We start from the raw sequence: 20,031 nt of genomic DNA, 5'->3' as shown, positions 1-20,031 counted from the left end.
GCCGCGCTACGAGCCCGTGATGCTCGGCGCGCCCGTCTCGATGTGGCCGGTGTAGCGGCGCGACCAGGTGCCGTCGGCGTCGGCCAGGATCGTGAAGTCGTACCAGCCCTTGCTGTAGGCCACCGCGTTGAAGAAGTCCTCCCGCGAGGAGTTCGCCGGGACCGTGTAGGTCCACGGGCCGTCCTTGCGGTAGGCGTTCGAGCGGATCGTGAAGGTGACCGGCGACGCCGAGGAGTTGGTCATCTTGAAGTAGACGGCCGTCTTGCCCGTGCCCGGCTCGACCGCGAAGCGGGCCGCGACCTCCAGGTTCCTGCCCGCCTTCGTGGCGTCGCCGAGGAAGCGCCGCAGGAAGCGGTTCGGGCCGTACATCGAGATGTCGTACTTTCCGGAGCCGGCGCCCAGGCCGATGCTGAAGTAGTCCGTCGAGGTGCTGTTCGGGTCCACCGTGTACTGCCAGGCCGCCGTGTCCCGGTGCTGGTGCGGATGGATCGAGAAGTGCGCGGCCTGCTTGGCCTGCGCGCCCTGGTTGGTCATCGAGAACCAGGCCAGGATCTTGCCGGCGGGACCGAACTCGAAGCGGTCCAGGTTGCCGTTCACCTGGTACGGAAGGGCCCGCGCCGGGCGCGTGCCGGGCTCCTGGGCCGGAAGCGCGTTGTCCTGCGGCGCCGGGTTGGGGAGCGGGGCGCAGGTCGACTGGCCGATGACCTTCGCGGTGGACGGCAGGCCCGCGGGGACCCCGTAGACCGGGTGCGCGAAGTCGAAGACGCCGGTCAGGTCACCGGTCACCTTGCGGCGCCAGGCGCTGATGTTCGGACAGTCGGCCGGAGTGCCGAGCGCGGCCGTCCACTTCTCCATGAACCGCAGCACCGAGGTGTGGTCGAAGACCTCCGAGCTCACCCAGCCGCCGCGGGTCCACGGGGACATCACGATCATCGGAACGCGGAAGCCGAGCCCGATCGGGACGCCGTCGATGTACTCGCCGGGGGTGCCGGGCGGGGCGACGGGCGGCGCGACGTGGTCGAAGAAGCCGTCGTTCTCGTCGTAGTTGAGGAACAGGACGGTGGAGTCGAAGACCTCCGGGTTCGCGGCGAGCGCCCGGTAGACCAGGTCCACGAAGTGCGCGCCGTCGCCGGGCGGGGCGTAGGGGTGCTCGGAGAAGGCCTCGCTCGCCACGACCCAGGAGACCTGCGGCAGGGTCCCGGCGATCGCGTCCGCCCGGATGGCGGCCGCGATGTCGTCCGGGGTGGAGCCGGTGACCCTGGGGACGGAGGCCATGCCCCGGTCCCACAGCGGGTTGCCGGGGGCGGCGTCCGTGAACTTCTTGAAGTAGGCCAGACCGTTGTCGCCGTAGTTGTCCTGGGCGTTCTGGTAGACCTTCCAGCTCACGCCGGCCCGCTGGAGGGCCTCCGCGTACGACTCCCAGGTCAGCCCCGACTCCTCGCCGCCGTCCTTGCTGGCCGCTTCGATCTTTCCGCTCCACAGGAAGGTGCGGTTCGGGCCGGTCGCGCTGAGGGCGGAGCAGAAGTAGGCGTCGCAGATCGTGTAGTTGTCGGCGAGCCCGTAGTGGAAGGGGATGTCCCCGCGGTCCAGGTAGCCGAGGGTGCGGGTGTTGCCGACGCCGGTGACGAAGTTGTCCATGCGGCCCTGGCTCCAGGCCGCGTGCTGCGAGGTCCAGCTGTGCGGGAGGTCGCCGGTGCACTGGGCGAGGGTCTCGCTGTCGGCCCCGCCCGCGGGCGGGGTGGCGCTCAGCTTCCAGGGGTACTGGCGGCCGCCCCAGTTCGGCTGGTTGAAGGTGCCCCAGCCGCCCGGGATGTTGCCGGCGGCGCGGTCGCCGAAGCCGCGGACACCCTTGAGCCTGCCGAAGTAGTGGTCGAAGCTGCGGTTCTCCTGCATCAGGATGACCACGTGCTTCACGTCGGTGATCGTGCCGGTGGCCGCCGCCGCGGCGGCCGTCGACGGTGCGATCCCGGGCAGGGCCGCCCCCGCCACCAGTCCGGCGCCGATTCCCACGAAACCCCTGCGGCTGATCGGTGTCACTGGCTGCTCGCCTCCAACTCAAGTGCCCCGCTGGCACATTGACGGCAAGGGTGGCGGGGTGCGCGCCAAAGGTCTACATCCGTGCAGTAAGAGTTCGGTGAACTTCGGGGTGGCCGGGATCAGCCCGTGAGGCGGACGAGCATCTTGCCCAGGTTGTCCCCTCGGAGTACGCCTCGGAAGGCCTCCACCGTGTGCTCGAACCCCTGGACAACGGTGGTGTCGGTACCGATCCGGCCACTGCGCAGATGGGGGACGAGGAAATCCTCCAGCTCGTCCTGCAAATTGGTGTGATTTCGAACCAATACCCCTTCCAGGCGGAGCGACTTGTGGACGACCTCGAAGAGGTTGCGGGGCGCGGCGGGGGAGCGGTCGCCGTTGTACATCGAGATCCCGCCGACCCAGGCGATCCGCCCGTACTCGCGCAGGACGTCGATCGCGCCCTCCAGGTGGTCGCCGCCGACGTTGTCCACGTAGACGTCGATGCCCTCCGGGGCCGCCTTCGCGAGCTGCTCGCCGACCGGCCCGTCGTGGTAGTCGAAGGCCGCGTCGAAGCCGAGCCGCTCGGTGAGGTGGCGGACCTTGGCCGGCGAGCCCGCACTGCCGATGACGCGGCCGGCGCCGAGCAGCCGGGCGATGCGGCCCGTCGCCGTGCCGACCCCGCCCGCGGCGGCGGACACGAACAGGTCCTCGCCCTCGCGCAGCGCCGCGGTCCGGGTCAGGGCGGCGTACGCGGTCAGGCCGGTGCCGCCGAGGATGGAGAGGTACGCCTCCAGCGGGACGCCCTCGTACGCCTTCAGCTTGCGGGTGCCGTCGGTGCCGAGGGTGACCAGCGCGTGCGTGCGCCATCCCGCTCGGTGGAAGACGAGGTCGCCCTCCGCGAGTCCCGGGTCGCGGGAGGCGAGCACCCGGCCCACCGATCGGCCTTCCAGGGGGGTGCCCAGCTCGAAGCCGCCCTCGCCGCCGTCCATCATTCCGCGGTGGTACGGGTCCACGGACAGCAGGAGGTTCTCCACAAGGGCGGTGCCGGGAGCGGGGGAGGGGACGGGGACCTCGACGTAGGCGAAGTCGGAGGCGGAGGGGAAGCCGGTCGGGCGGGCGGTCTGGTGGACGGCGTGGCCGGTCTGCGTGGTCATGGCGGCGACCCTAGGAAGGAATCTCCCCGCCGGTCAGAGGGTTGGGCTCATGGAAGCCGCAGACCCATGAGCGCGGCTCATACGACGAGGTGGGGGCCACCGTGACCGAGCTTGCTCCGCAGGAACTGCGCATCCTGGTGGCCGTCGCCGAGTCCGGCGGCTTCTCCGCCGCGGGCGCGGCCCTCGGGATCACCCAGTCGGCCGTATCGCACGCGGTCCGCGGCAGCGAGGCCAAGATCGGCGCCGTCCTCTTCGAGCGCGGCCGCGCCGGCGCCTCGCCCACCCCGGCGGGGGAGCGGGCGGTCTCCCACGCCCGGCGGATCCTGCGGCTGTACGAGGTCCTCGGCGCGGAGGCCCGCGCCGCCGGGCGGGACGCGTCCGGGCCGGGGGCGGTGGAGGGGGTGCTGCGCATCGCCGCGTTCCGCAGCGCGGCCCTGCACCTGCTGCCGCCCGCGCTGGAGCGGCTCACCGCGCGGCACCCCGGCATCCGGCCCGAGGTCCGGGTGGTGCGCGAGCTCGGCGCCGGCACCGCCGGGGAGGTGGCCGCCGGCCGGGCGGACCTCGGCATCGCGACCCTGGGCACCCCGCAGGACGCGGCGCCCGGTCTGCTGAGCGGGGTGCTGCTGGAGGAGGCGTACGCCCTGGTCCACCCGGCCGGGCATCCCGACCCGAGGAGCCTGCCCCTGCTGGACTGGGACGAGAACTGCGGCTCCTACACGCGCGCCTGGTGGCGGGCGCAGGACTGGATCCCGCGGGCGACCGTCAAGGCGGAGGACGACGCGATGGTGCTGACCATGGTCGGCCGCGGGATCGGCATGGCGATCATGCCCGAGCTGTCCCTCCGGGAGGCGGGCGAGAGCGTGGAGGTCACCGGACTGGGGCCGGAGCGGCCGGTGAGACGCGTGGGATACGTCACCACACCGGAATTTGCCTCAACTCTCGCCGTAAAGGCTCTGATCAGGGAACTTCGCTCGACAAAGCTCTGAATCGGAGCTCCGGAGCAGGCCCTTCCGGGGGGTTCCGCGTCTCAGATAGTAGGAAGTCCGAGTAATTGCGGAGACATACAGCGGGAGCTGCCCTAGCTTTGTAGGAGCCGAACGTCTCGCTGATCCAGCGAATGGCGGTCGAGAGCGCGCGCCCACTGGCAGGCAACCCCTGCGGCGCGCCGCTCCCCGCCTCTTCCGGCGCCTTGAAGGAACCCCTCATCCGTGGCCCCGCCACGCCGTGATCTCAAGGAGTCGATCACCATGACGCCCACCACCGCAGTCCGCCGCGTCCGCCACGCCTCCAGCGCCGACGCCGACCGCAAGAACGCCGCCGCAGCCCTCCAGCGCGCTCTCGACCGCCGCGACAACGGCGGCTCGACCGGGCACTGACCCGGCAGGCGTATTGCGTCCGGACGACACAGGTCCACATCCTGGACGCAATATGTCTGAGGGATGGGACAAGGAGTACGGTTCCACCATGTCGACCAGCATCAATCTCGCAGTGATCCCCGGTGATGGCATCGGCCAGGAAGTCGTGGCTCAGGGCCTCAAGGTCCTTACCGCGGTCCTGCCCCAGGATGTGAAGCTGGAGACCAAGGAATACGACCTCGGCGCCCAGCGCTGGCACCGCACCGGCGACACCCTCCCCGACGCGGAGCTCGAATCCCTCAAGCACCACGACGCGATCCTGCTGGGCGCCATCGGCGACCCCTCGGTCCCGTCCGGCGTGCTGGAGCGCGGTCTGCTGCTGAAGCTCCGCTTCGCCTTCGACCACTTCATCAACCTGCGCCCGTCGAAGCTCTTCCCGAACACGGCCACCCCGCTCGCCGGCCGTCCGGAGATCGACTTCGTCGTGGTCCGCGAGGGCACCGAAGGCCCGTACACCGGCAACGGCGGCAGCCTGCGCACCGGCACCCCCGCCGAGGTGGCCACCGAGGTCAGCATCAACACCGCGTACGGCGTCGAGCGCGTCGTGCGTGACGCGTACGAGCGGGCCAACGCCCGCCCCCGCAAGAAGCTGACGCTGGTCCACAAGAACAACGTCCTCGTGTACGCGGGCCACATGTGGAAGAACATCTTCGACAAGGTCGGCCAGGAGTACCCCGAGGTCACCACCGACTACCTGCACGTCGACGCCGCGACGATCTTCTTCGTCACCCAGCCCGAGCGCTTCGACGTCATCGTCACGGACAACCTCTTCGGTGACATCCTCACCGACCTGGCCGCCGCCGTGACCGGCGGAATCGGCCTGGCCGCCTCCGGGAACATCAACCCGACCGGCGCCTTCCCGTCCATGTTCGAGCCCGTCCACGGCTCGGCCCCGGACATCGCCGGCACCGGCAAGGCCGACCCGACCGCGACGATCCTCTCCGTCGCCCTCCTGCTGCGCCACCTCGGTTACGAGGCCCAGGCCGTCCGCATCGAGGACGCGGTCTCCGCCGACCTGGCCGAGCGCGACGGCACCTTCCGCTCCACGGAGGCCATCGGCGACGCCCTCGCCGCCCGAGTAGCCGGCTGACCCGGCAGCTCACCTCAGGAAGCCGCCGGGTCTCGATCAGGACCCGGCGGCTTTTCCTGTGCGGCCCCGGGTGCCACCATCTCCCCTGGGCCGCAATCACCCCGTTTCACCGAAGCCCCCGTGCGCGCGATAATCGAACGCGAGGCCGCGGAATACGGGGAAGCTCGGACGTCCTGGTACGCATGAGCGCGGTCCGCCATACACAACGGTGAAGGACAAGCACTCATGACGACGCCCACGATCGAGCTCAAGCCCTCCTCGACCCCGCTGTCCGACGCGGAGCGCGAGGCGATCCTGGCCAGCCCCGGCTTCGGCCGCCACTTCACCGACCACATGGTGACGATCAAGTGGACCGAGGGCCGCGGCTGGCACGACGCCGAGCTGGTCCCGTACGCCCCGCTGTCGATCGACCCGGCGAACATGACCCTGCACTACGCGCAGACGATCTTCGAGGGACTCAAGGCCTACAAGCAGCCCGACGGCACGGTCGCCACCTTCCGCCCGCAGGCCAACGCCGAGCGCTTCCAGTCCTCCGCCCGCCGCATGGCCATGCCGGAGCTGCCGACCGAGCTGTTCATCGCCGCCTGCGACGCGCTCATCCAGCAGGACCGCGCCTGGGTTCCGGACTCCGGCGAGGCCTCGCTCTACCTGCGGCCGTTCATGTTCGCCTCCGAGGTCGGCCTCGGTGTCCGCCCGGCCAACGAGTTCCTCTTCATCGTCATCGCCTCGCCCGCCGGCGCGTACTTCCCCGGTGGCGTCAAGCCCGTCTCCGTCTGGCTCTCCGAGGACTACGTCCGCGCGGTCAAGGGCGGCACCGGCGCGGCCAAGACCGGCGGCAACTACGCGGCCTCCCTCGTCGCGCAGGCCCAGGCGGCCTCGCACGGCTGCGACCAGGTGGTCTGGCTCGACGCCGTCGAGCACCGCTGGATCGAGGAGATGGGCGGCATGAACCTGTACTTCGTGTACGGCGACCGCATCGTCACCCCCGAGCTCACCGGCTCGCTGCTCCCGGGCATCACCCGCGACTCCCTCCTCACCATCGCCCGCGACCTCGGCTACACCGCCGAAGAGGGGCGCATCACCACCGAGGACTGGAAGCGCGACAACGAGAACGGCACCCTGACCGAGGTGTTCGCCTGCGGCACCGCCGCCGTGATCACCCCGGTCGGCTCGGTCAAGTCCGAGCGCGCCAACTGGACCCAGGGCGACGGCGAGCCCGGCCAGGTCACCATGCGGCTGCGCAAGGCGCTGCTGGAGCTCCAGACCGGCCACAGCACCGACACCCACGGCTGGATGCACCCGCTGGGCTAGACGCCCCGCGCACACGCCCCGAAGGCCCCCGCGCATCGCGCGGGGGCCTTCGGGGCGTGTGCGGCGAGGGGGCGGGGCGTGGTCAGCGCTCCTCGTCCGCCTCGTCCTCGCGCTTCTTCTTGCGTTCCTCGTTCGTACCGTCCGGGCCGAGGCCCACCGCGGCGTCGCCCAAGGCATAGGCCAGACCCGCGACCCCCTTGACGATCTTCGTTGCCACGTATGCGAGCTCTTCCACGACGTCTCCCCGTGTCGTTCGCGGCGACCTCTTGCTAGTCGACCGCCACCGCTACCCTGCCCGCCGGATCGGCGGCGGGTGCCGCCTGCGGCCGGATCGTCAGCGCGGCGTACACCGCGCCCCCGACCAGCCCCGACAGGACGAAACTGCAGTCCACCCCGCCGGTGAGGGCCAGCAGCGGGCCCTCGTACACCGGGGTCGACACGGCGGCCAGTCCCACGGCCGCGCCGGCCGCCCAGGAGGCGGTGGCGCGGAGGTTCCAGCCACCGCTGTACCAGTAGACGCCACCACGGGCCCGACGGTTGAACACCTGGAGGGCATCGGGGTCGTAGACCCCGCGGCAGCGCACGTACCCGATGAGGGTGATGACGGCCCACGGGGTGCCGATCGCGGTCAGCAGCAGGACGAACGAGGTCATCGCGGCCTGCACGTTCCACTCGAAGGAGCCGAAGAAGACGAAGGCGGTGGCGACGGCCGCGGCGATGACCGTGGCCGTGGTGCGCGTGGCCTTCGGGACGATGGCGTCGAGGTCGAGGCCCATCGAGTAGAGCATTAGCCCGGCGTTGCCGACCGAACCGGCCGCGGCGGCGACGAGCAGGGGGACCAGGTACCAGAACGGCGCGGCCTCGACGAGCGGCCCGGCGTACTCGGCGCCGGCCCTGGCGGCGAGCGCCGTGTAGGTACCGAACAGCTGCGGTATCAGCAGCCCGGCCAGCAGGCCGAAGCCCGTGGCCCAGAGCACCTTGCGGGAGCCGTGCCGGGCGGGGGAGATGTAGCGGGTGTAGTCGCCGAGCAGGGTGATGAAGGCGACGGGCCCGCTGAGCCCGGCGGCGACGGCGGCGAGCAGCCAGGTCGGCCAGAAGGAGCCGAGCAGGTACGAGGTCTCCGGCGGGGCGGCCGCGGTGAAGTCCGGGGCGTAGGCGAAGACGCCGACGGCCAGCAGGACCACCATGCCGATGGAGAGGACCTTGCTCATCCGCAGCAGCAGGCGGTAGCCGAAGACGGCCGCCACGACGGTGCACGCGGCGAGCACTCCGTACATCGCGGCCCGTGAGACGCCGGTGTCGGGCAGCCCGGTGAGGCGGGACAGGGTCCCGACCATCACGTCGCCACCGATCCACAGGGTCAGCGCGGTGTAGCCGAGCGAGAGCAGCAGGCCCACGACCGAGCCGACGAGCCGGCCGCGGACGCCGAACTGGGCGCCGCTGGAGGTGGAGAGGTTGGTCGCGGTGCGCAGTGACACCAGCGCCAGCGGCGCGGTGAAGGCGATGCCGGCGAGGGTGCCGGTCACGATCGCGGTGAGCGAGGGCCACAGGCCCAGTCCGAAGGACGGGGGCAGCCAGCCGAAGACGATCACACCGAGGCAGAGGTTGGAGCCGAGGAGGATCGACATCAGGTCACGGGGACCGCTCGTTCGCTCCTCTTCGGGGATGGTGTCGACTCCGCGCTGTTCGATGGGCATGGGGGGACTCCCTTGGCAGGGCGGGGGGTGGTTGCGCAATCGCGATGAATGTTTGAGCGACACTCAATGTGACCTAGGCCCAGCTCCCAGGTCAATGATTCCTTGCGAAGAAATGAAGAGTTAGAGTGATGCTCTAACCCATCGAGGCACAAGGTGGTGGATCGCCGTGCGGCTGACCCCTACGGAGCGCGACCGGCTGCTGCTCCGCAGCGCAGCGGAACTGGCCAGGGCCCGCCGGGCCCGGGGCCTGAGACTCAACGTCCCCGAAGCCACCGCGCTGATCGCGGACACCGTCTGCGAGGCCGCGCGCGACGGCAAGCGGCTGGCGCAGGCCATCGAGGAGGCCCGCGGCGTCCTGGGCCCGGACGACGTGCTGCCCGGCGTCGCGGACGTGGTCGCCGAGGTCCATGTGGAGGCCGTCTTCGACGACGGCTCCCGCCTCGCGGTGGTCTCGTCCCCGATCCAGGGCGCGGTGGGCCTCGGCGAGGACGCCCCCGGCGCGGTCCTGCCCGGCCCCGGCGCCCCCCAGCCGGAGCCGGAGGTCCACCTCCACGTACGCAATACGGCCTCCGTGCCGGTGAGCGTCACCTCGCACTTCCACTTCTTCGAGGCGAACCCCCGCCTCGACTTCGACCGGGCCGCGGCCTACGGCATGCGGCTGTGCGTGCCCGCGGGCTCGTCCGTCCGCTTCGACCCCCACGGCGAGGGCGAGGTCGGTCTGGTCCCGATCGGCGGCGACCGCATCGCGGTCGGCTTCGCGGGACTGGTCGACGGCCCCCTGGACGCCCCCGGCGCCAAGGCGCTGGCGCTGACCAGAGCGGCGGCGTGCGGCTACCTGGGGGCGGAGCCCTCCGCCACCCCGGCCGAGGGCGGCGGTGCCGCGCCCGGCCCCGAGACTCCCGGCCCCGCCGGCCACCGCGGCGAGACCACCGGCCCGGAAGGAACCGAGGCGTGAGCAAGAAGACCCCCCACAGTGACCACTGCGCCCCCGGCAGCCGGCACATCGACCCGCACGAGTACGCCTCCGTCTTCGGCCCCCGCGCCGGGGACCGGGTCCGCCTCGGCGACTCCGGGCTGACCGTCCGGGTCGAGTACGACGCCCAGAAGCCCGGCGACGAGTTCCTGGCCGGCTTCGGCAAGACCGCGCGCGACGGCCTGCACCTGAAGGCCGCCGCCGTCCGCGAGACCTGCGACGTCGTCATCAGCAACGTGCTCGTCATCGACGCCGTCCTCGGGATCCGCAAGGTCTCCATCGGCATCCGGGAGGGCCGCATCCACGCGATCGGCCGGGCCGGCAACCCCGACACCCTCGACGGCGTCGACGTCGTGGTCGGCACGGGCACGTCGATCGTCTCCGGAGAGGGCCTGATCGCCACTGCGGGCGCCGTGGACACCCACGTCCACCTGCTCTCCCCGCGCATCATGGAGGCCTCGCTCGCCGCGGGCGTCACCACGGTCATCGGGCAGGAGTTCGGCCCCGTCTGGGGCGTCGGGGTCAACTCCCCGTGGGCGCTGAAGCACGCGTTCAACGCCTTCGACGCCTGGCCGGTCAACATCGGCTTCCTCGCCCGCGGCTCCTCCTCCGACGCCGCCCCCCTGGTCGAGGCCCTGGCCGAGGGCGGCGCGTCGGGCTTCAAGGTCCACGAGGACATGGGCGCGCACACCCGCGCCCTGGACACCGCGCTGCGGGTGGCCGAGGAGTACGACGTACAGGTCGCCCTGCACAGCGACGGCCTCAACGAATGCCTCTCCGTCGAGGACACCCTGCGCGTCCTGGACGGCCGCACCATCCACGCCTTCCACATCGAGGGCTGCGGCGGCGGACACGTCCCCAACGTGCTCAAGATGGCCGGCGTGCCGAACGTCATCGGCTCCTCCACCAACCCGACCCTGCCCTTCGGCCGGGACGCGGTCGCCGAGCACTACGGCATGATCGTCTCCGTCCACGACCTCAAGCCGGACCTCCCCGGCGACGCGGCCATGGCCCGCGACCGGATCCGCGCCGGGACGATGGGCGCCGAGGACGTGCTCCACGACCTGGGCGCGATCGGCATCACCTCCTCCGACGCCCAGGGCATGGGCCGGGCCGGCGAGACCATCCGCCGCACCTTCGCCATGGCCGCCAAGATGAAGGGCGAGCTGGGGCCGCTCGAAGGCGACGGCGAGGGCGACGACAACGCCCGCGTCCTGCGCTACATGGCCAAGCTGACCATCAACCCCGCCATCGCCCACGGCCTGGCCCACGAGATCGGCTCCATCGAGGTCGGCAAGCTCGCCGACATCGTGCTGTGGCGCCCGCAGTTCTTCGGCGCCAAGCCGCAGCTGGTCCTCAAGTCCGGCTTCCCGGCGTACGGGGTCACCGGCGACCCCAACGCGGCCACCGACACCTGCGAACCGCTGGTCCTCGGACCGCAGTTCGGCTCCTACGGCGCCACCGCCGCGGACATCTCCGTCGCCTTCGTCTCGGCCGCCGCAGCGGCCCTCGGCAGCGACGAGATGCCCACCCGCAGGCGCCGCGTCGCCGTCCGCGGCACCCGCGGGATCGGCCCCGGGAACCTCCTGCTGAACTCCCGGGTGGGCGCGGTCGATGTGGACGCGCGCAGCGGCCTCGTCTCCCTCGACGGGGAACCGCTGCGCTCCGAAGCCGCCGATTCGGTCTCCCTCAACCGCCTGTACTTCCTGTAAGTCAGCACAGCCCGTAAGGACCTGCCATGACCAAGCCCGCCGACCACGGATTCCGGATGCCCGCCGAGTGGACCCCCCACGAGCGCACCTGGATGGCCTGGCCCAGCCCCAACCCGACCTTCACCAACGAGCAGGAGCTCGCCGAGGCCCGCGAGGCCTGGGGCGCCGTCGCCCGCGCGGTCCGTACGTACGAGCCCGTGACCCTCGTCGTCTCCCCGGGCGACGCGGAGAGCGCGCGCGCCATCGTCGGCGACGACGTACAACTGGTCGAGCAGGAGCTCGACGACGCCTGGATGCGCGACATCGGCCCGACCTTCGTCACCAACGACGCCGGCGAGCTGGCGGCCGTGGACTGGACCTTCAACGGCTGGGGCGCCCAGGAGTGGGCCCGCTGGGACCACGACTCGAAGGTCGCCCGGTACGTGTCGGACCTGGCCGGAACCCCTACGTACAGCACCCGCCTGGTCAACGAGGGCGGCGCCATCCACGTCGACGGAGAGGGCACCGTGCTCCTCACCGACACCGTGCAGCTGGGCGAGGGCCGCAACCCCGGCTGGAGCCGCCAGGAGGTCGAGGCCGAGATCCACGCCCACCTCGGCACCACCAAGGCGATCTGGCTGCCCTACGGCCTGGCCGGCGACTACGGCACCTACGGCACCCAGGGCCACGTGGACATCGTCGCCGCCTTCGCCCGCCCCGGCGTGGTGATGGTGCACACCCAGCCCGACCCGGCCCACCCGGACCACGAGCGCTGCAAGACCATCGCCGCCGTCCTGCGCGCCTCCACCGACGCCCGTGGCCGGCAGCTGGAGGTCGTGGAGATCCCCGCGCCGACCGTGCTGGAGGAGGACGGCGAGTGGGTGGACTACTCCTACATCAACCACTACCTGTGCAACGGCGGCGTGGTGCTGTGCTCCTTCGACGACCCGCGCGACGAGGAGGCGGCGGAGATCTTCCGCGGTCTGTTCCCCGAGCGGACCGTGACGCTCGTTGACGCACGTACGATTTTCGCCGGGGGCGGCGGAATCCACTGCATCACCCAGCAGCAGCCGAAGGTCTGAGCGACAGGACCGCGGCAGACCGAGAAGGAGTGGGCCCATGGTGGCGGGCGAGGTACCGGTGCGCGCGGCGCGCAAGAACGCGCCTCCGCGCGAGGACGTACTGGTCGCCGCCATGGCCACGATCGCCGAGCGCGGCCTGGAGGGCCTGACCATGGCCGGCCTCGGCCGCCAGGTCGGCATGAGCAGCGGCCACCTCCTCTACTACTTCGGCAGCAAGGACGAGCTCCTGCTCCAGACCCTGGAGTGGAGCGAGGCCGCCCTGGGCGTCGAGAGACGGGCCCTGCTGTCCCGGCGCGGCCCGGCGCGCGAGCGCCTGCGGGCGTACGTCGACCTGTACGTGCCCGAGGCCGCGCGGGACCCGCACTGGACGCTGTGGCTGGAGGTCTGGAACCGCTCCCAGAACGCCGGCCCGCAGGAGCGCGAGCGGCAGGCGGCCATCGAGGGCGCCTGGCACCGCGACCTGGTGGCGCTGCTCGCCGAGGGCATCTCGCGCGGGGAGTTCCGGCCGGTCGACCCCGACCGCTTCGGGGCCCGGCTGCGCGCCCTGCTCGACGGTTTCAGCATCCAGGTCGCGGTGGGGCTGCCGGGTCTCTCCCGAGAGGGCATCCTGGACCACGTCCGCGAGTTCCTCACGGAGGGGCTGGCCCCGTAGGACCGGGCCCGGGGCCGCGCCGCACGGCGGGCGGTCCGGCCGCGGGCGGCGTGCCCGCATGTTGAGATGCCCGTCCGCCCGCGGCAAGCGGTATGGCACACTGCGGGCGTGCCTGCTCAGCTCATGATTATGGACAGCAGCGCGCCGGTCCGCAGTGACCGCTGAACCGTGGACGAACTTCGCGGAGGCGGCCATCGTGCCCCAGACCCGCGCGCAGACCTCTCGCACCCGCGAGGGGTCTTTTCGTTTTCCGGCCCACATCATGCCGGGCCGGACAGCGCGCGATGATGGGGGCAGTGGATCCCGGGCATCCGGAAACCACTCACCCGACAGGAGTCAAGACCAGCATGACGACGACACCAGAGGCGGGACCTGTGCTGTCAGGGGGCGTGGACGACTGCTTCCACGTCTTCGACACCACCCTGCGCGACGGCGCCCAGCGTGAGGGCATCAACCTCACGGTCGCGGACAAGCTGACCATCGCGCGGCACCTGGACGACTTCGGGGTGGGCTTCATCGAGGGCGGCTGGCCGGGCGCCAACCCCCGGGACACCGAGTTCTTCGCCCGGGCCCGGGCCGAGATCGACTTCAAGCACGCCAAGCTCGTCGCCTTCGGCGCGACCCGCCGGGCGGGCGGCTCGGCCGCCGCGGACCCGCAGGTCAAGGCGCTGCTGGAGTCCGGCGCCCCGGTGATCACGCTGGTCGCCAAGTCCCACGACCGGCACGTCGAGCTCGCCCTGCGCACCACCCTCGACGAGAACCTGGAGATGGTCCGCGACACCGTCTCCTACCTGGTCGGCCAGGGCCGCCGGGTCTTCGTCGACTGCGAGCACTTCTTCGACGGCTACCGGGCCAACGCCGAGTACGCCAAGGCCGTCGTCCGCACCGCCCACGAGGCCGGCGCCGACGTCGTCATCCTCTGCGACACCAACGGCGGCATGCTGCCCGCGCAGGTCAACGCCACGGTCGCCACCGTCCTCGCCGACACCGGCGCGCGCCTGGGCATCCACGCCCAGGACGACACGGGCTGCGCGGTCGCCAACACCCTCGCCGCCGTCGACGCGGGCGCCACGCACGTCCAGTGCACGGCCAACGGCTACGGCGAGCGCGTCGGCAACGCCAACCTCTTCCCCGTCGTCGCCGCGCTGGAGATCAAGTACGGGCGCCAGGTGCTCCCCGAGGGCGCCCTCGCCGAGATGACCCGCATCTCGCACGCCATCGCCGAGGTCGTCAACCTCACCCCCTCCACGCACCAGCCCTACGTCGGCGTCTCGGCCTTCGCGCACAAGGCGGGCCTGCACGCCTCGGCCATCAAGGTCGACCCGGACCTGTACCAGCACATCGACCCCGAGCGGGTCGGCAACACCATGCGGATGCTGGTCTCCGACATGGCGGGCCGCGCCTCCATCGAGCTCAAGGGCAAGGAACTCGGCGTCGACCTCGGCGGGGACCGCGCGCTGATCTCGCGGGTCGTCGAGCGGGTCAAGGAGCGGGAGCTCCAGGGCTACACGTACGAGGCCGCCGACGCCTCCTTCGAACTGCTGCTGCGTGCCGAGGCCGAGGGGCGGGCGCGCAAGTACTTCCGCGTCGAGTCCTGGCGGGCGATCGTCGAGGACCGCCCGGACGGCACCCACGCCAACGAGGCCACGGTGAAGCTGTGGGCCAAGGGCGAGCGGATCGTCGCGACGGCCGAGGGCAACGGCCCGGTCAACGCGCTCGACCGCGCGCTGCGGGTGGCGCTGGAGCGGTTCTACCCGCAGTTGGCCAAGTTCGAGCTGGTCGACTACAAGGTCCGCATCCTGGAGGGCACGCACGGCACGGCGTCCACGACCCGCGTGCTGATCGCCACGACGGACGGGGTCCGCGAGTGGAACACGGTCGGCGTGGCCCCGAACGTCATCGCCGCGTCGTGGCAGGCCCTGGAGGACGCCTTCACCTACGGCCTCCTGCACGCGGGCATCGAACCGGCCGAGTAGCCCCGGCGGGGCGGTGCCGGCGGCGGGTCAGGAGTGCTCGGCCCGCAGGGTCCCGAACGCCTCCCGGCTCATGGCCCGACCATCGGCCCAGACCTCGCCGGGCCTCAGCCCGGCGAGGTCCGCCGCCGTGAAGGCCGCCTCGCCCACGTACTGCGCGCTGTCGGTGGGCCAGAGCCGCACGCTGTACACGCGGCCGGCCACCATGCCCTGCTCGCCGCTGCTCTTCGCCTTCCCGGGCGGGGGCGGCGAGAACAACGGGAACGTGCCACTGCCCACGGCCGGGTCGAGGACCCGGGCGTACCAGGAGTCGTGGAACTCCCCGCCCGGCTTCGGCTGCCACAGCAGGCCGCCCCGGCCGGCCATGTGGGCCGCGTCGGCCCCCCGGAGGCGGAGCGTACGGGCCGGGGACCTCCGGCAGGGGCGGGACGGGCTTATGTCCGCTTAACACAGGAAACATCCGGTTCGGGTAGCGTCATAGCCATGAGGACCAGGCTTATATCCGTATTCTCCGGACTGCTGCTGGCCCTGTCGGCGACCGCCCTCGTGGCCGCCCCGCAGGCATCGGCCGCCACCGGACCCGCTGCCGTGGCGGAGGCCCTCAAGGAGGGCCCGGTCTACGTCGACCCCCGCGCCGAGGCGCAGCTGCCGAAGGCGCAGGCGGACGCGCTCGCGGAGAAGATCAAGGACGCCGGGAAGCCGGTGTTCGTCGCCGTGCTGCCGGCGACCGCGGAATTCCCCGCGGAGAGCGTGCTGCGCACGATCCGTACCGAGACCGGCATCACCGGGCTCTACGCGGTCCGGCTCGGCGACGGCTTCAACGCCGGCGCCGACAAGTCGGTCATGCCGACGAACGCCGTACGCAACCTCACCGACGCGGTGAAGGCGGGCGGCCCGGTGGACGCGGCGACCGAACTCAACAACTTCGTGGACCAGGCCCTCTCCCAGGCCAAGGGCAAGGCCCCGGCCTCCTGGGGCTCCACCGGCGCCGACAGCGGGACCCCGGTCGGCGGCCTGATCGCGCTCGGCGCGGTGGCGGCCGTGGGCGGCGGCGGGGCGTACGCCCTGGTCAAGCGCAACCGCAAGAAGAAGGAAGAGGCGCGCCGCGAGGCCATCGAGCGCCTCAGCGTGGTGGTCGACGAGGACATCACGGCCTTCGGCGAGGAACTCGACCGGCTGGACTTCCACCCCGGTGAGCCCGGCGCTGACGACGCCATGCGGGGGGACTACGAGAAGGGGCTGGACTCCTACGAGAAGGCCAAGCAGATCATGGCCTCGGTCCAGTACCCCGAGGAGGTCAAGGGGGTCACCCAGGCCCTGGAGGACGGCCGGTACGCCCTGGCGTGCCTGGACGCGCGCCGACAGGGCAGGCCGCTGCCCGAGCGCCGTTCGCCGTGCTTCTTCGACCCGCGGCACGGGCCGAGCACCGAGGACGCGTCCTGGGCCCCGGCGGGCGGGGCCGCCCGTACCGTGCCGGTCTGCGCGGCGGACGCCGTACGGCTGCGCGACGGCCTGGACCCGGCGGTCCGCACGGTCGACACCGAACACGGACCGCGCCCGTACTACGACGCCGGTCCGGCGTACGGTCCCTGGGCCGGCGGCTACTTCGGCGGCGGCATCCTGCCCGGTCTGCTCATGGGCACGATGCTCGGCTCGATGATGTCCACCCCCGCCTACGCCTCGGACTTCGGCGGCGGCGCGGGCAACGGATTCGAGGGCGGAGACGTCTCCGGAGCCGACTTCAACCCGTCCGACTTCGGCGGTGGCGGCTTCGGCGGCGGGGACTTCGGGGGCGGTGGCGGCTTCGACGGCGGGGGCGGCTTCGATTAGGGGGTGTCCTGCGGACATCCGCCTAGCCGCCCCCTGCGGGGCCGGTCGGCCCTTGGTCAGGCCTGCTTGATGGCGGAGATGTCGAAGGTCAGCTTCACCTTGTCGCTGACCATCACACCGCCGGCCTCCAGGGCGGCGTTCCAGGTCAGGCCCCAGTCGGAGCGCAGGATCTCGGCGGAGCCCTCGAAGCCGACGCGCTCGTTGCCGTAGACGTCGGTGGCGGAGCCGGCGAACTCCAGGTCGATGGAGAGCGGGCGCGTGACGTCCTTGATCGTCAGCTCGCCGGTGATGCGGTACGCGTCGCCGCCGAGCTGGGCCGCCTCGGTGGAGCGGAAGCTCATCAGGGGGAAGGCCTCGGCGTCGAAGAAGTCCCCGCTGAGCAGGTGGCCGTCGCGGTCGGCGATGCCGGTGCTGACAGAGGCGATCTTGACGTCGATGGAGGCCGTGGACCGGGACGGGTCGCTGCCGTCGAGGTGCAGCGTGCCCTCGTGGTCGGCGAAGCTGCCGCGGACGTTGGTGACCATGGCGTGGCGGACGGTGAATCCGATGCTGCTGTGGCTGGGGTCGATGGCGTAGTCGCCGGTGAGCGCGGCCAGGGCCGGGTCCACTTCGAGCGTGGCGACGGCGGTGGTGGTGGTGTCCTGGCTGCGGCGGGTGAAGAGACCCATGGCTTCCTCCTCGGTAGTGTGTTGCTCGGTTCTGGTTGAACTTTCAACAACAACGACGCTAGACCCATTCCGTTCAAATTTCAACTTCTCTGCGCCGTGTCGCGCAGTTTTGTCGGATGCCGACAAAGGACGAAGGTCCCCGCTGGTGGTGTCGGCTCATCGCTCGGCAGTTCTGTCCGGCCCGCACAGCGGAACACACCCGAGACTGTGTGGATTCAACGGAGGATTTTCATGGCGCTCTTCGTAAGGTCGGTACATGACCGTTGTGGACCAGACTCCGAGCGAGCCGACGGACGCCCGCGGCCGCGTGGCCGAGCTGCACGACCTGCGTGAGCAGGCGCGGCGCGGCCCCAGCGACCGGGCGACCGAGACCCAGCACGCCAAGGGTAAGCTGACCGCCCGTGAGCGCATCGCGCTGCTGCTCGACGAAGGTTCCTTCAAGGAGGTCGAACAGCTCCGCCGCCACCGCGCGACCGGCTTCGGCCTGGAGGGCAAGAAGCCCTACACCGACGGTGTCATCACCGGCTGGGGCACCGTCGAGGGCCGCACGGTCTTCGTCTACGCGCACGACTTCCGGATCTTCGGCGGCGCCCTGGGCGAGGCCCACGCCACGAAGATCCACAAGATCATGGACATGGCCATCGCGGCCGGTGCCCCGCTGGTCTCCCTGAACGACGGCGCGGGCGCCCGCATCCAGGAGGGCGTCTCCGCCCTCGCGGGCTACGGCGGCATCTTCCAGCGCAACACCAAGGCCTCGGGCGTCATCCCGCAGATCTCGGTCATGCTCGGCCCGTGCGCGGGCGGCGCGGCGTACTCGCCGGCGCTCACGGACTTCGTCTTCATGGTCCGCGACACCTCGCAGATGTTCATCACCGGCCCGGACGTGGTCCGCGCGGTGACCGGCGAGGAGATCTCCCAGAACGGCCTCGGCGGCGCCGACGTGCACGCCGAGACCTCGGGCGTCGCGCACTTCGCGTACGACGACGAGGAGACCTGCATCTCCGAGGTCCGCTACCTCATCTCGATGCTCCCCTCCAACAACCGCGAGAACCCGCCGGTCCACCAGACCGACGACCCCGCGAACCGGCGCTCGGACGTCCTGCTGGACCTCGTCCCCGCCGACGGCAACCGCCCCTACGACATGCTCAAGGTCATCGAGGAGCTCGTCGACGAGGGCGACGTCCTGGAGATCCACGAGCGCTGGGCCCGCAACATCATCTGCGCCCTGGCCCGGCTGGACGGCCAGGTCGTCGGCATCGTCGCCAACCAGCCCGGCCACCTCGCCGGTGTCCTGGACATCCACGCGTCCGAGAAGGCCGCGCGGTTCGTCCAGCTCTGCGACGCCTTCAACATCCCGATCATCACGCTGCTGGACGTCCCCGGCTTCCTGCCGGGCGTCGACCAGGAGCACGGCGGCATCATCCGCCACGGCGCCAAGCTGCTGTACGCCTACTGCAACGCGACGGTGCCCCGCATCTCGCTCATCCTGCGCAAGGCCTACGGCGGTGCGTACATCGTCATGGACTCCCAGTCCATCGGTGCGGACATCACCTACGCCTGGCCCACCAACGAAATCGCCGTGATGGGCGCCGAAGGCGCCGCCAACGTCATCTTCCGCAAGCAGATCGCGGACGCCGAGGACCCCGAGGCCATGCGCGCCCGCATGGTCAAGGAGTACAAGGCCGAGCTGATGCACCCGTACTACGCGGCCGAGCGCGGCCTCGTCGACGACGTCATCGACCCCGCCGAGACCCGCGAGGTGCTCGTCAGCGCCCTCACGATGCTCCGCAACAAGCACGCCGATCTGCCGTCCCGCAAGCACGGCAACCCGCCGCAGTAACCGAGCGAAGGAGATCTGCCACCCATGAGCGTCACCACCACCGACACCCTGCTGCGCGTCGAAAAGGGCAACGCCGCCCCCGAGGAGCTCGCCGCGATCACCGCGATCCTCCTCGCCCGCGCCGCGGCCACCCCCGAGGACGCCGGCACCAACCCCCGCTCCCAGGCCGGCTGGCGCCGCCTGGAGCGCACCCCGGGCTTCCGCGCCCCGCACAGCTGGCGGGGCTGAGCCCCGAGCGCGACGCAAGGCCCCGCACCCCTCCAGGGGTGCGGGGCCTTCTGCGTACCCGGAGGGCGGGAGCCCGCCCAAGCAGAAGGCCCCCGTGTCGTGCGACACGGGGGCCTTCGCGAGTACCGGCGGACGCTACCGCAGGCGGGCCATGAGGGCGTGCTCGACGAGCGTGATGAGCGCGCTCTTGGCGTCCGCGCGGTGGCGGGCGTCGGTGGTGATGATGGGGGCGTCCGGGCCGATCTGCAGGGCCTCGCGGACCTCTTCGGGGGTGTACGGCTGGTGTCCGTCGAAGCCGTTCAGGGCGATGACGAAGGGCAGGCCGCTGTTCTCGAAGTAGTCGACGGCGGGGAAGCAGTCGGCGAGACGGCGGGTGTCGACGAGGACGACGGCGCCGATGGCGCCGCGGAC

19 protein-coding genes are annotated in these 20,031 nt (G+C 71.5%); 12 read left to right on the top strand and 7 right to left on the bottom strand.

Annotated features, from left to right (window positions below; translation table 11 throughout):
• Positions 1-6 precede the first annotated feature (6 nt).
• Together ACZ7GJ_RS30120 and ACZ7GJ_RS30115 are read right to left on the bottom strand one after the other, a co-directional pair.
• On the bottom strand, positions 7-2,037 hold the full coding sequence (locus ACZ7GJ_RS30120; RefSeq protein WP_470756063.1) for a phosphocholine-specific phospholipase C: 2,031 nt from the start codon (positions 2,035-2,037) through the stop codon (positions 7-9).
• Between the two features lie 119 nt (positions 2,038-2,156).
• Positions 2,157-3,170, bottom strand: coding sequence for an NADP-dependent oxidoreductase (locus tag ACZ7GJ_RS30115; RefSeq protein ID WP_470756062.1), 1,014 nt, complete (start codon positions 3,168-3,170; stop codon positions 2,157-2,159).
• A gap of 101 nt (positions 3,171-3,271) precedes the next feature.
• Between ACZ7GJ_RS30115 and ACZ7GJ_RS30110 the strand changes: the two genes are divergently transcribed.
• From ACZ7GJ_RS30110 to ACZ7GJ_RS30095, 4 genes are all read left to right on the top strand, one after another.
• Positions 3,272-4,156: a LysR family transcriptional regulator gene (locus ACZ7GJ_RS30110; protein ID WP_470756061.1), complete on the top strand. Its 885-nt coding sequence runs from the start codon at positions 3,272-3,274 to the stop codon at positions 4,154-4,156.
• 261 nt (positions 4,157-4,417) lie between these two features.
• Positions 4,418-4,546 (top strand): hypothetical protein, encoded by a 129-nt coding sequence (locus ACZ7GJ_RS30105; protein WP_365917538.1) that lies wholly within the window; start codon positions 4,418-4,420, stop codon positions 4,544-4,546.
• Between the two features lie 88 nt (positions 4,547-4,634).
• Positions 4,635-5,675, top strand: coding sequence for a 3-isopropylmalate dehydrogenase (locus ACZ7GJ_RS30100; RefSeq protein ID WP_470756060.1), 1,041 nt, complete (start codon positions 4,635-4,637; stop codon positions 5,673-5,675).
• 225 nt (positions 5,676-5,900) lie between these two features.
• A complete protein-coding gene (locus ACZ7GJ_RS30095; protein ID WP_470756059.1) occupies positions 5,901-6,986 on the top strand; it encodes a branched-chain amino acid aminotransferase in 1,086 nt (361 codons plus the stop codon).
• Between the two features lie 82 nt (positions 6,987-7,068).
• Here ACZ7GJ_RS30095 and ACZ7GJ_RS30090 read toward each other — a convergent pair whose 3' ends face one another.
• Both ACZ7GJ_RS30090 and ACZ7GJ_RS30085 read right to left on the bottom strand, forming a co-directional pair.
• Positions 7,069-7,221 (bottom strand): hypothetical protein, encoded by a 153-nt coding sequence (locus tag ACZ7GJ_RS30090; RefSeq protein ID WP_470756058.1) that lies wholly within the window; start codon positions 7,219-7,221, stop codon positions 7,069-7,071.
• Between the two features lie 34 nt (positions 7,222-7,255).
• Complete coding sequence (locus ACZ7GJ_RS30085) at positions 7,256-8,683, bottom strand: cytosine permease (RefSeq protein WP_470756057.1); 1,428 nt, start codon at positions 8,681-8,683, stop codon at positions 7,256-7,258.
• Positions 8,684-8,849: 166 nt separating this feature from the next.
• On the opposite strand from ACZ7GJ_RS30085, the gene ureA reads away from it, so the two are divergent.
• From ureA to cimA, 5 genes are all read left to right on the top strand, one after another.
• Positions 8,850-9,638, top strand: a complete 789-nt coding sequence (ureA, locus tag ACZ7GJ_RS30080; protein WP_470756056.1) for an urease subunit gamma — start codon at positions 8,850-8,852, stop codon at positions 9,636-9,638.
• Between the two features lie 47 nt (positions 9,639-9,685).
• Complete coding sequence (locus tag ACZ7GJ_RS30075) at positions 9,686-11,368, top strand: urease subunit alpha (RefSeq protein WP_470756123.1); 1,683 nt, start codon at positions 9,686-9,688, stop codon at positions 11,366-11,368.
• A gap of 26 nt (positions 11,369-11,394) precedes the next feature.
• Entirely contained in the window at positions 11,395-12,429 is a 1,035-nt protein-coding gene (locus ACZ7GJ_RS30070; RefSeq protein WP_470756055.1) for an agmatine deiminase family protein, read from the top strand.
• A gap of 37 nt (positions 12,430-12,466) precedes the next feature.
• On the top strand, positions 12,467-13,081 hold the full coding sequence (locus tag ACZ7GJ_RS30065; RefSeq protein ID WP_470756054.1) for a TetR/AcrR family transcriptional regulator: 615 nt from the start codon (positions 12,467-12,469) through the stop codon (positions 13,079-13,081).
• Between the two features lie 347 nt (positions 13,082-13,428).
• Positions 13,429-15,057: a citramalate synthase gene (gene cimA / locus ACZ7GJ_RS30060; protein ID WP_470756053.1), complete on the top strand. Its 1,629-nt coding sequence runs from the start codon at positions 13,429-13,431 to the stop codon at positions 15,055-15,057.
• A gap of 27 nt (positions 15,058-15,084) precedes the next feature.
• On the opposite strand, the gene ACZ7GJ_RS30055 is transcribed toward cimA, so the two are convergent.
• On the bottom strand, positions 15,085-15,420 hold the full coding sequence (locus tag ACZ7GJ_RS30055) for a hypothetical protein (protein WP_470756052.1): 336 nt from the start codon (positions 15,418-15,420) through the stop codon (positions 15,085-15,087).
• Positions 15,421-15,537: 117 nt separating this feature from the next.
• Here ACZ7GJ_RS30055 and ACZ7GJ_RS30050 point away from each other — a divergent pair, with 117 nt between their 5' ends.
• Positions 15,538-16,884 carry a hypothetical protein gene (locus ACZ7GJ_RS30050; protein ID WP_470756051.1) on the top strand — a complete coding sequence of 449 codons (1,347 nt, stop codon included), beginning with the start codon at positions 15,538-15,540 and terminating at the stop codon, positions 16,882-16,884.
• 56 nt (positions 16,885-16,940) lie between these two features.
• On the opposite strand, the gene ACZ7GJ_RS30045 is transcribed toward ACZ7GJ_RS30050, so the two are convergent.
• Positions 16,941-17,552 carry a YceI family protein gene (locus ACZ7GJ_RS30045; protein WP_470756050.1) on the bottom strand — a complete coding sequence of 204 codons (612 nt, stop codon included), beginning with the start codon at positions 17,550-17,552 and terminating at the stop codon, positions 16,941-16,943.
• A gap of 256 nt (positions 17,553-17,808) precedes the next feature.
• On the opposite strand from ACZ7GJ_RS30045, the gene ACZ7GJ_RS30040 reads away from it, so the two are divergent.
• Both ACZ7GJ_RS30040 and ACZ7GJ_RS30035 read left to right on the top strand, forming a co-directional pair.
• On the top strand, positions 17,809-19,392 hold the full coding sequence (locus tag ACZ7GJ_RS30040; protein WP_470756049.1) for an acyl-CoA carboxylase subunit beta: 1,584 nt from the start codon (positions 17,809-17,811) through the stop codon (positions 19,390-19,392).
• Positions 19,393-19,416: 24 nt separating this feature from the next.
• A complete protein-coding gene (locus ACZ7GJ_RS30035; protein ID WP_470756048.1) occupies positions 19,417-19,620 on the top strand; it encodes an acyl-CoA carboxylase subunit epsilon in 204 nt (67 codons plus the stop codon).
• A 135-nt stretch (positions 19,621-19,755) separates the two neighbouring features.
• On the opposite strand, the gene ACZ7GJ_RS30030 is transcribed toward ACZ7GJ_RS30035, so the two are convergent.
• The coding region (locus tag ACZ7GJ_RS30030) for an ATP/GTP-binding protein (protein WP_470756047.1) at positions 19,756-20,031 on the bottom strand (276 nt) is incomplete at its 5' end.

This window comes from Streptomyces sp. NPDC037242 (assembly GCF_055604165.1).
The sequence above is the reverse complement of the archived record's forward strand: the minus strand, read 5'-3'. Positions and strand labels throughout refer to the sequence as shown.

What these genes read in the sequence shown, in the direction of transcription:
- ACZ7GJ_RS30115 (WP_470756062.1), bottom strand. Translation starts at nt 3,170, where the DNA reads ATGACCACGCAGACCGGCCACGCCGTCCACCAGACCGCCCGCCCGACC.
- ACZ7GJ_RS30105 (WP_365917538.1), top strand. Translation starts at nt 4,418, where the DNA reads ATGACGCCCACCACCGCAGTCCGCCGCGTCCGCCACGCCTCCAGCGCC.
- ACZ7GJ_RS30100 (WP_470756060.1), top strand. Translation starts at nt 4,635, where the DNA reads ATGTCGACCAGCATCAATCTCGCAGTGATCCCCGGTGATGGCATCGGC.
- ACZ7GJ_RS30095 (WP_470756059.1), top strand. Translation starts at nt 5,901, where the DNA reads ATGACGACGCCCACGATCGAGCTCAAGCCCTCCTCGACCCCGCTGTCC.
- ACZ7GJ_RS30085 (WP_470756057.1), bottom strand. Translation starts at nt 8,683, where the DNA reads ATGCCCATCGAACAGCGCGGAGTCGACACCATCCCCGAAGAGGAGCGA.
- ACZ7GJ_RS30070 (WP_470756055.1), top strand. Translation starts at nt 11,395, where the DNA reads ATGACCAAGCCCGCCGACCACGGATTCCGGATGCCCGCCGAGTGGACC.
- ACZ7GJ_RS30065 (WP_470756054.1), top strand. Translation starts at nt 12,467, where the DNA reads ATGGTGGCGGGCGAGGTACCGGTGCGCGCGGCGCGCAAGAACGCGCCT.
- cimA (WP_470756053.1), top strand. Translation starts at nt 13,429, where the DNA reads ATGACGACGACACCAGAGGCGGGACCTGTGCTGTCAGGGGGCGTGGAC.
- ACZ7GJ_RS30055 (WP_470756052.1), bottom strand. Translation starts at nt 15,420, where the DNA reads ATGGCCGGCCGGGGCGGCCTGCTGTGGCAGCCGAAGCCGGGCGGGGAG.
- ACZ7GJ_RS30050 (WP_470756051.1), top strand. Translation starts at nt 15,538, where the DNA reads ATGAGGACCAGGCTTATATCCGTATTCTCCGGACTGCTGCTGGCCCTG.
- ACZ7GJ_RS30045 (WP_470756050.1), bottom strand. Translation starts at nt 17,552, where the DNA reads ATGGGTCTCTTCACCCGCCGCAGCCAGGACACCACCACCACCGCCGTC.
- ACZ7GJ_RS30040 (WP_470756049.1), top strand. Translation starts at nt 17,809, where the DNA reads ATGACCGTTGTGGACCAGACTCCGAGCGAGCCGACGGACGCCCGCGGC.
- ACZ7GJ_RS30035 (WP_470756048.1), top strand. Translation starts at nt 19,417, where the DNA reads ATGAGCGTCACCACCACCGACACCCTGCTGCGCGTCGAAAAGGGCAAC.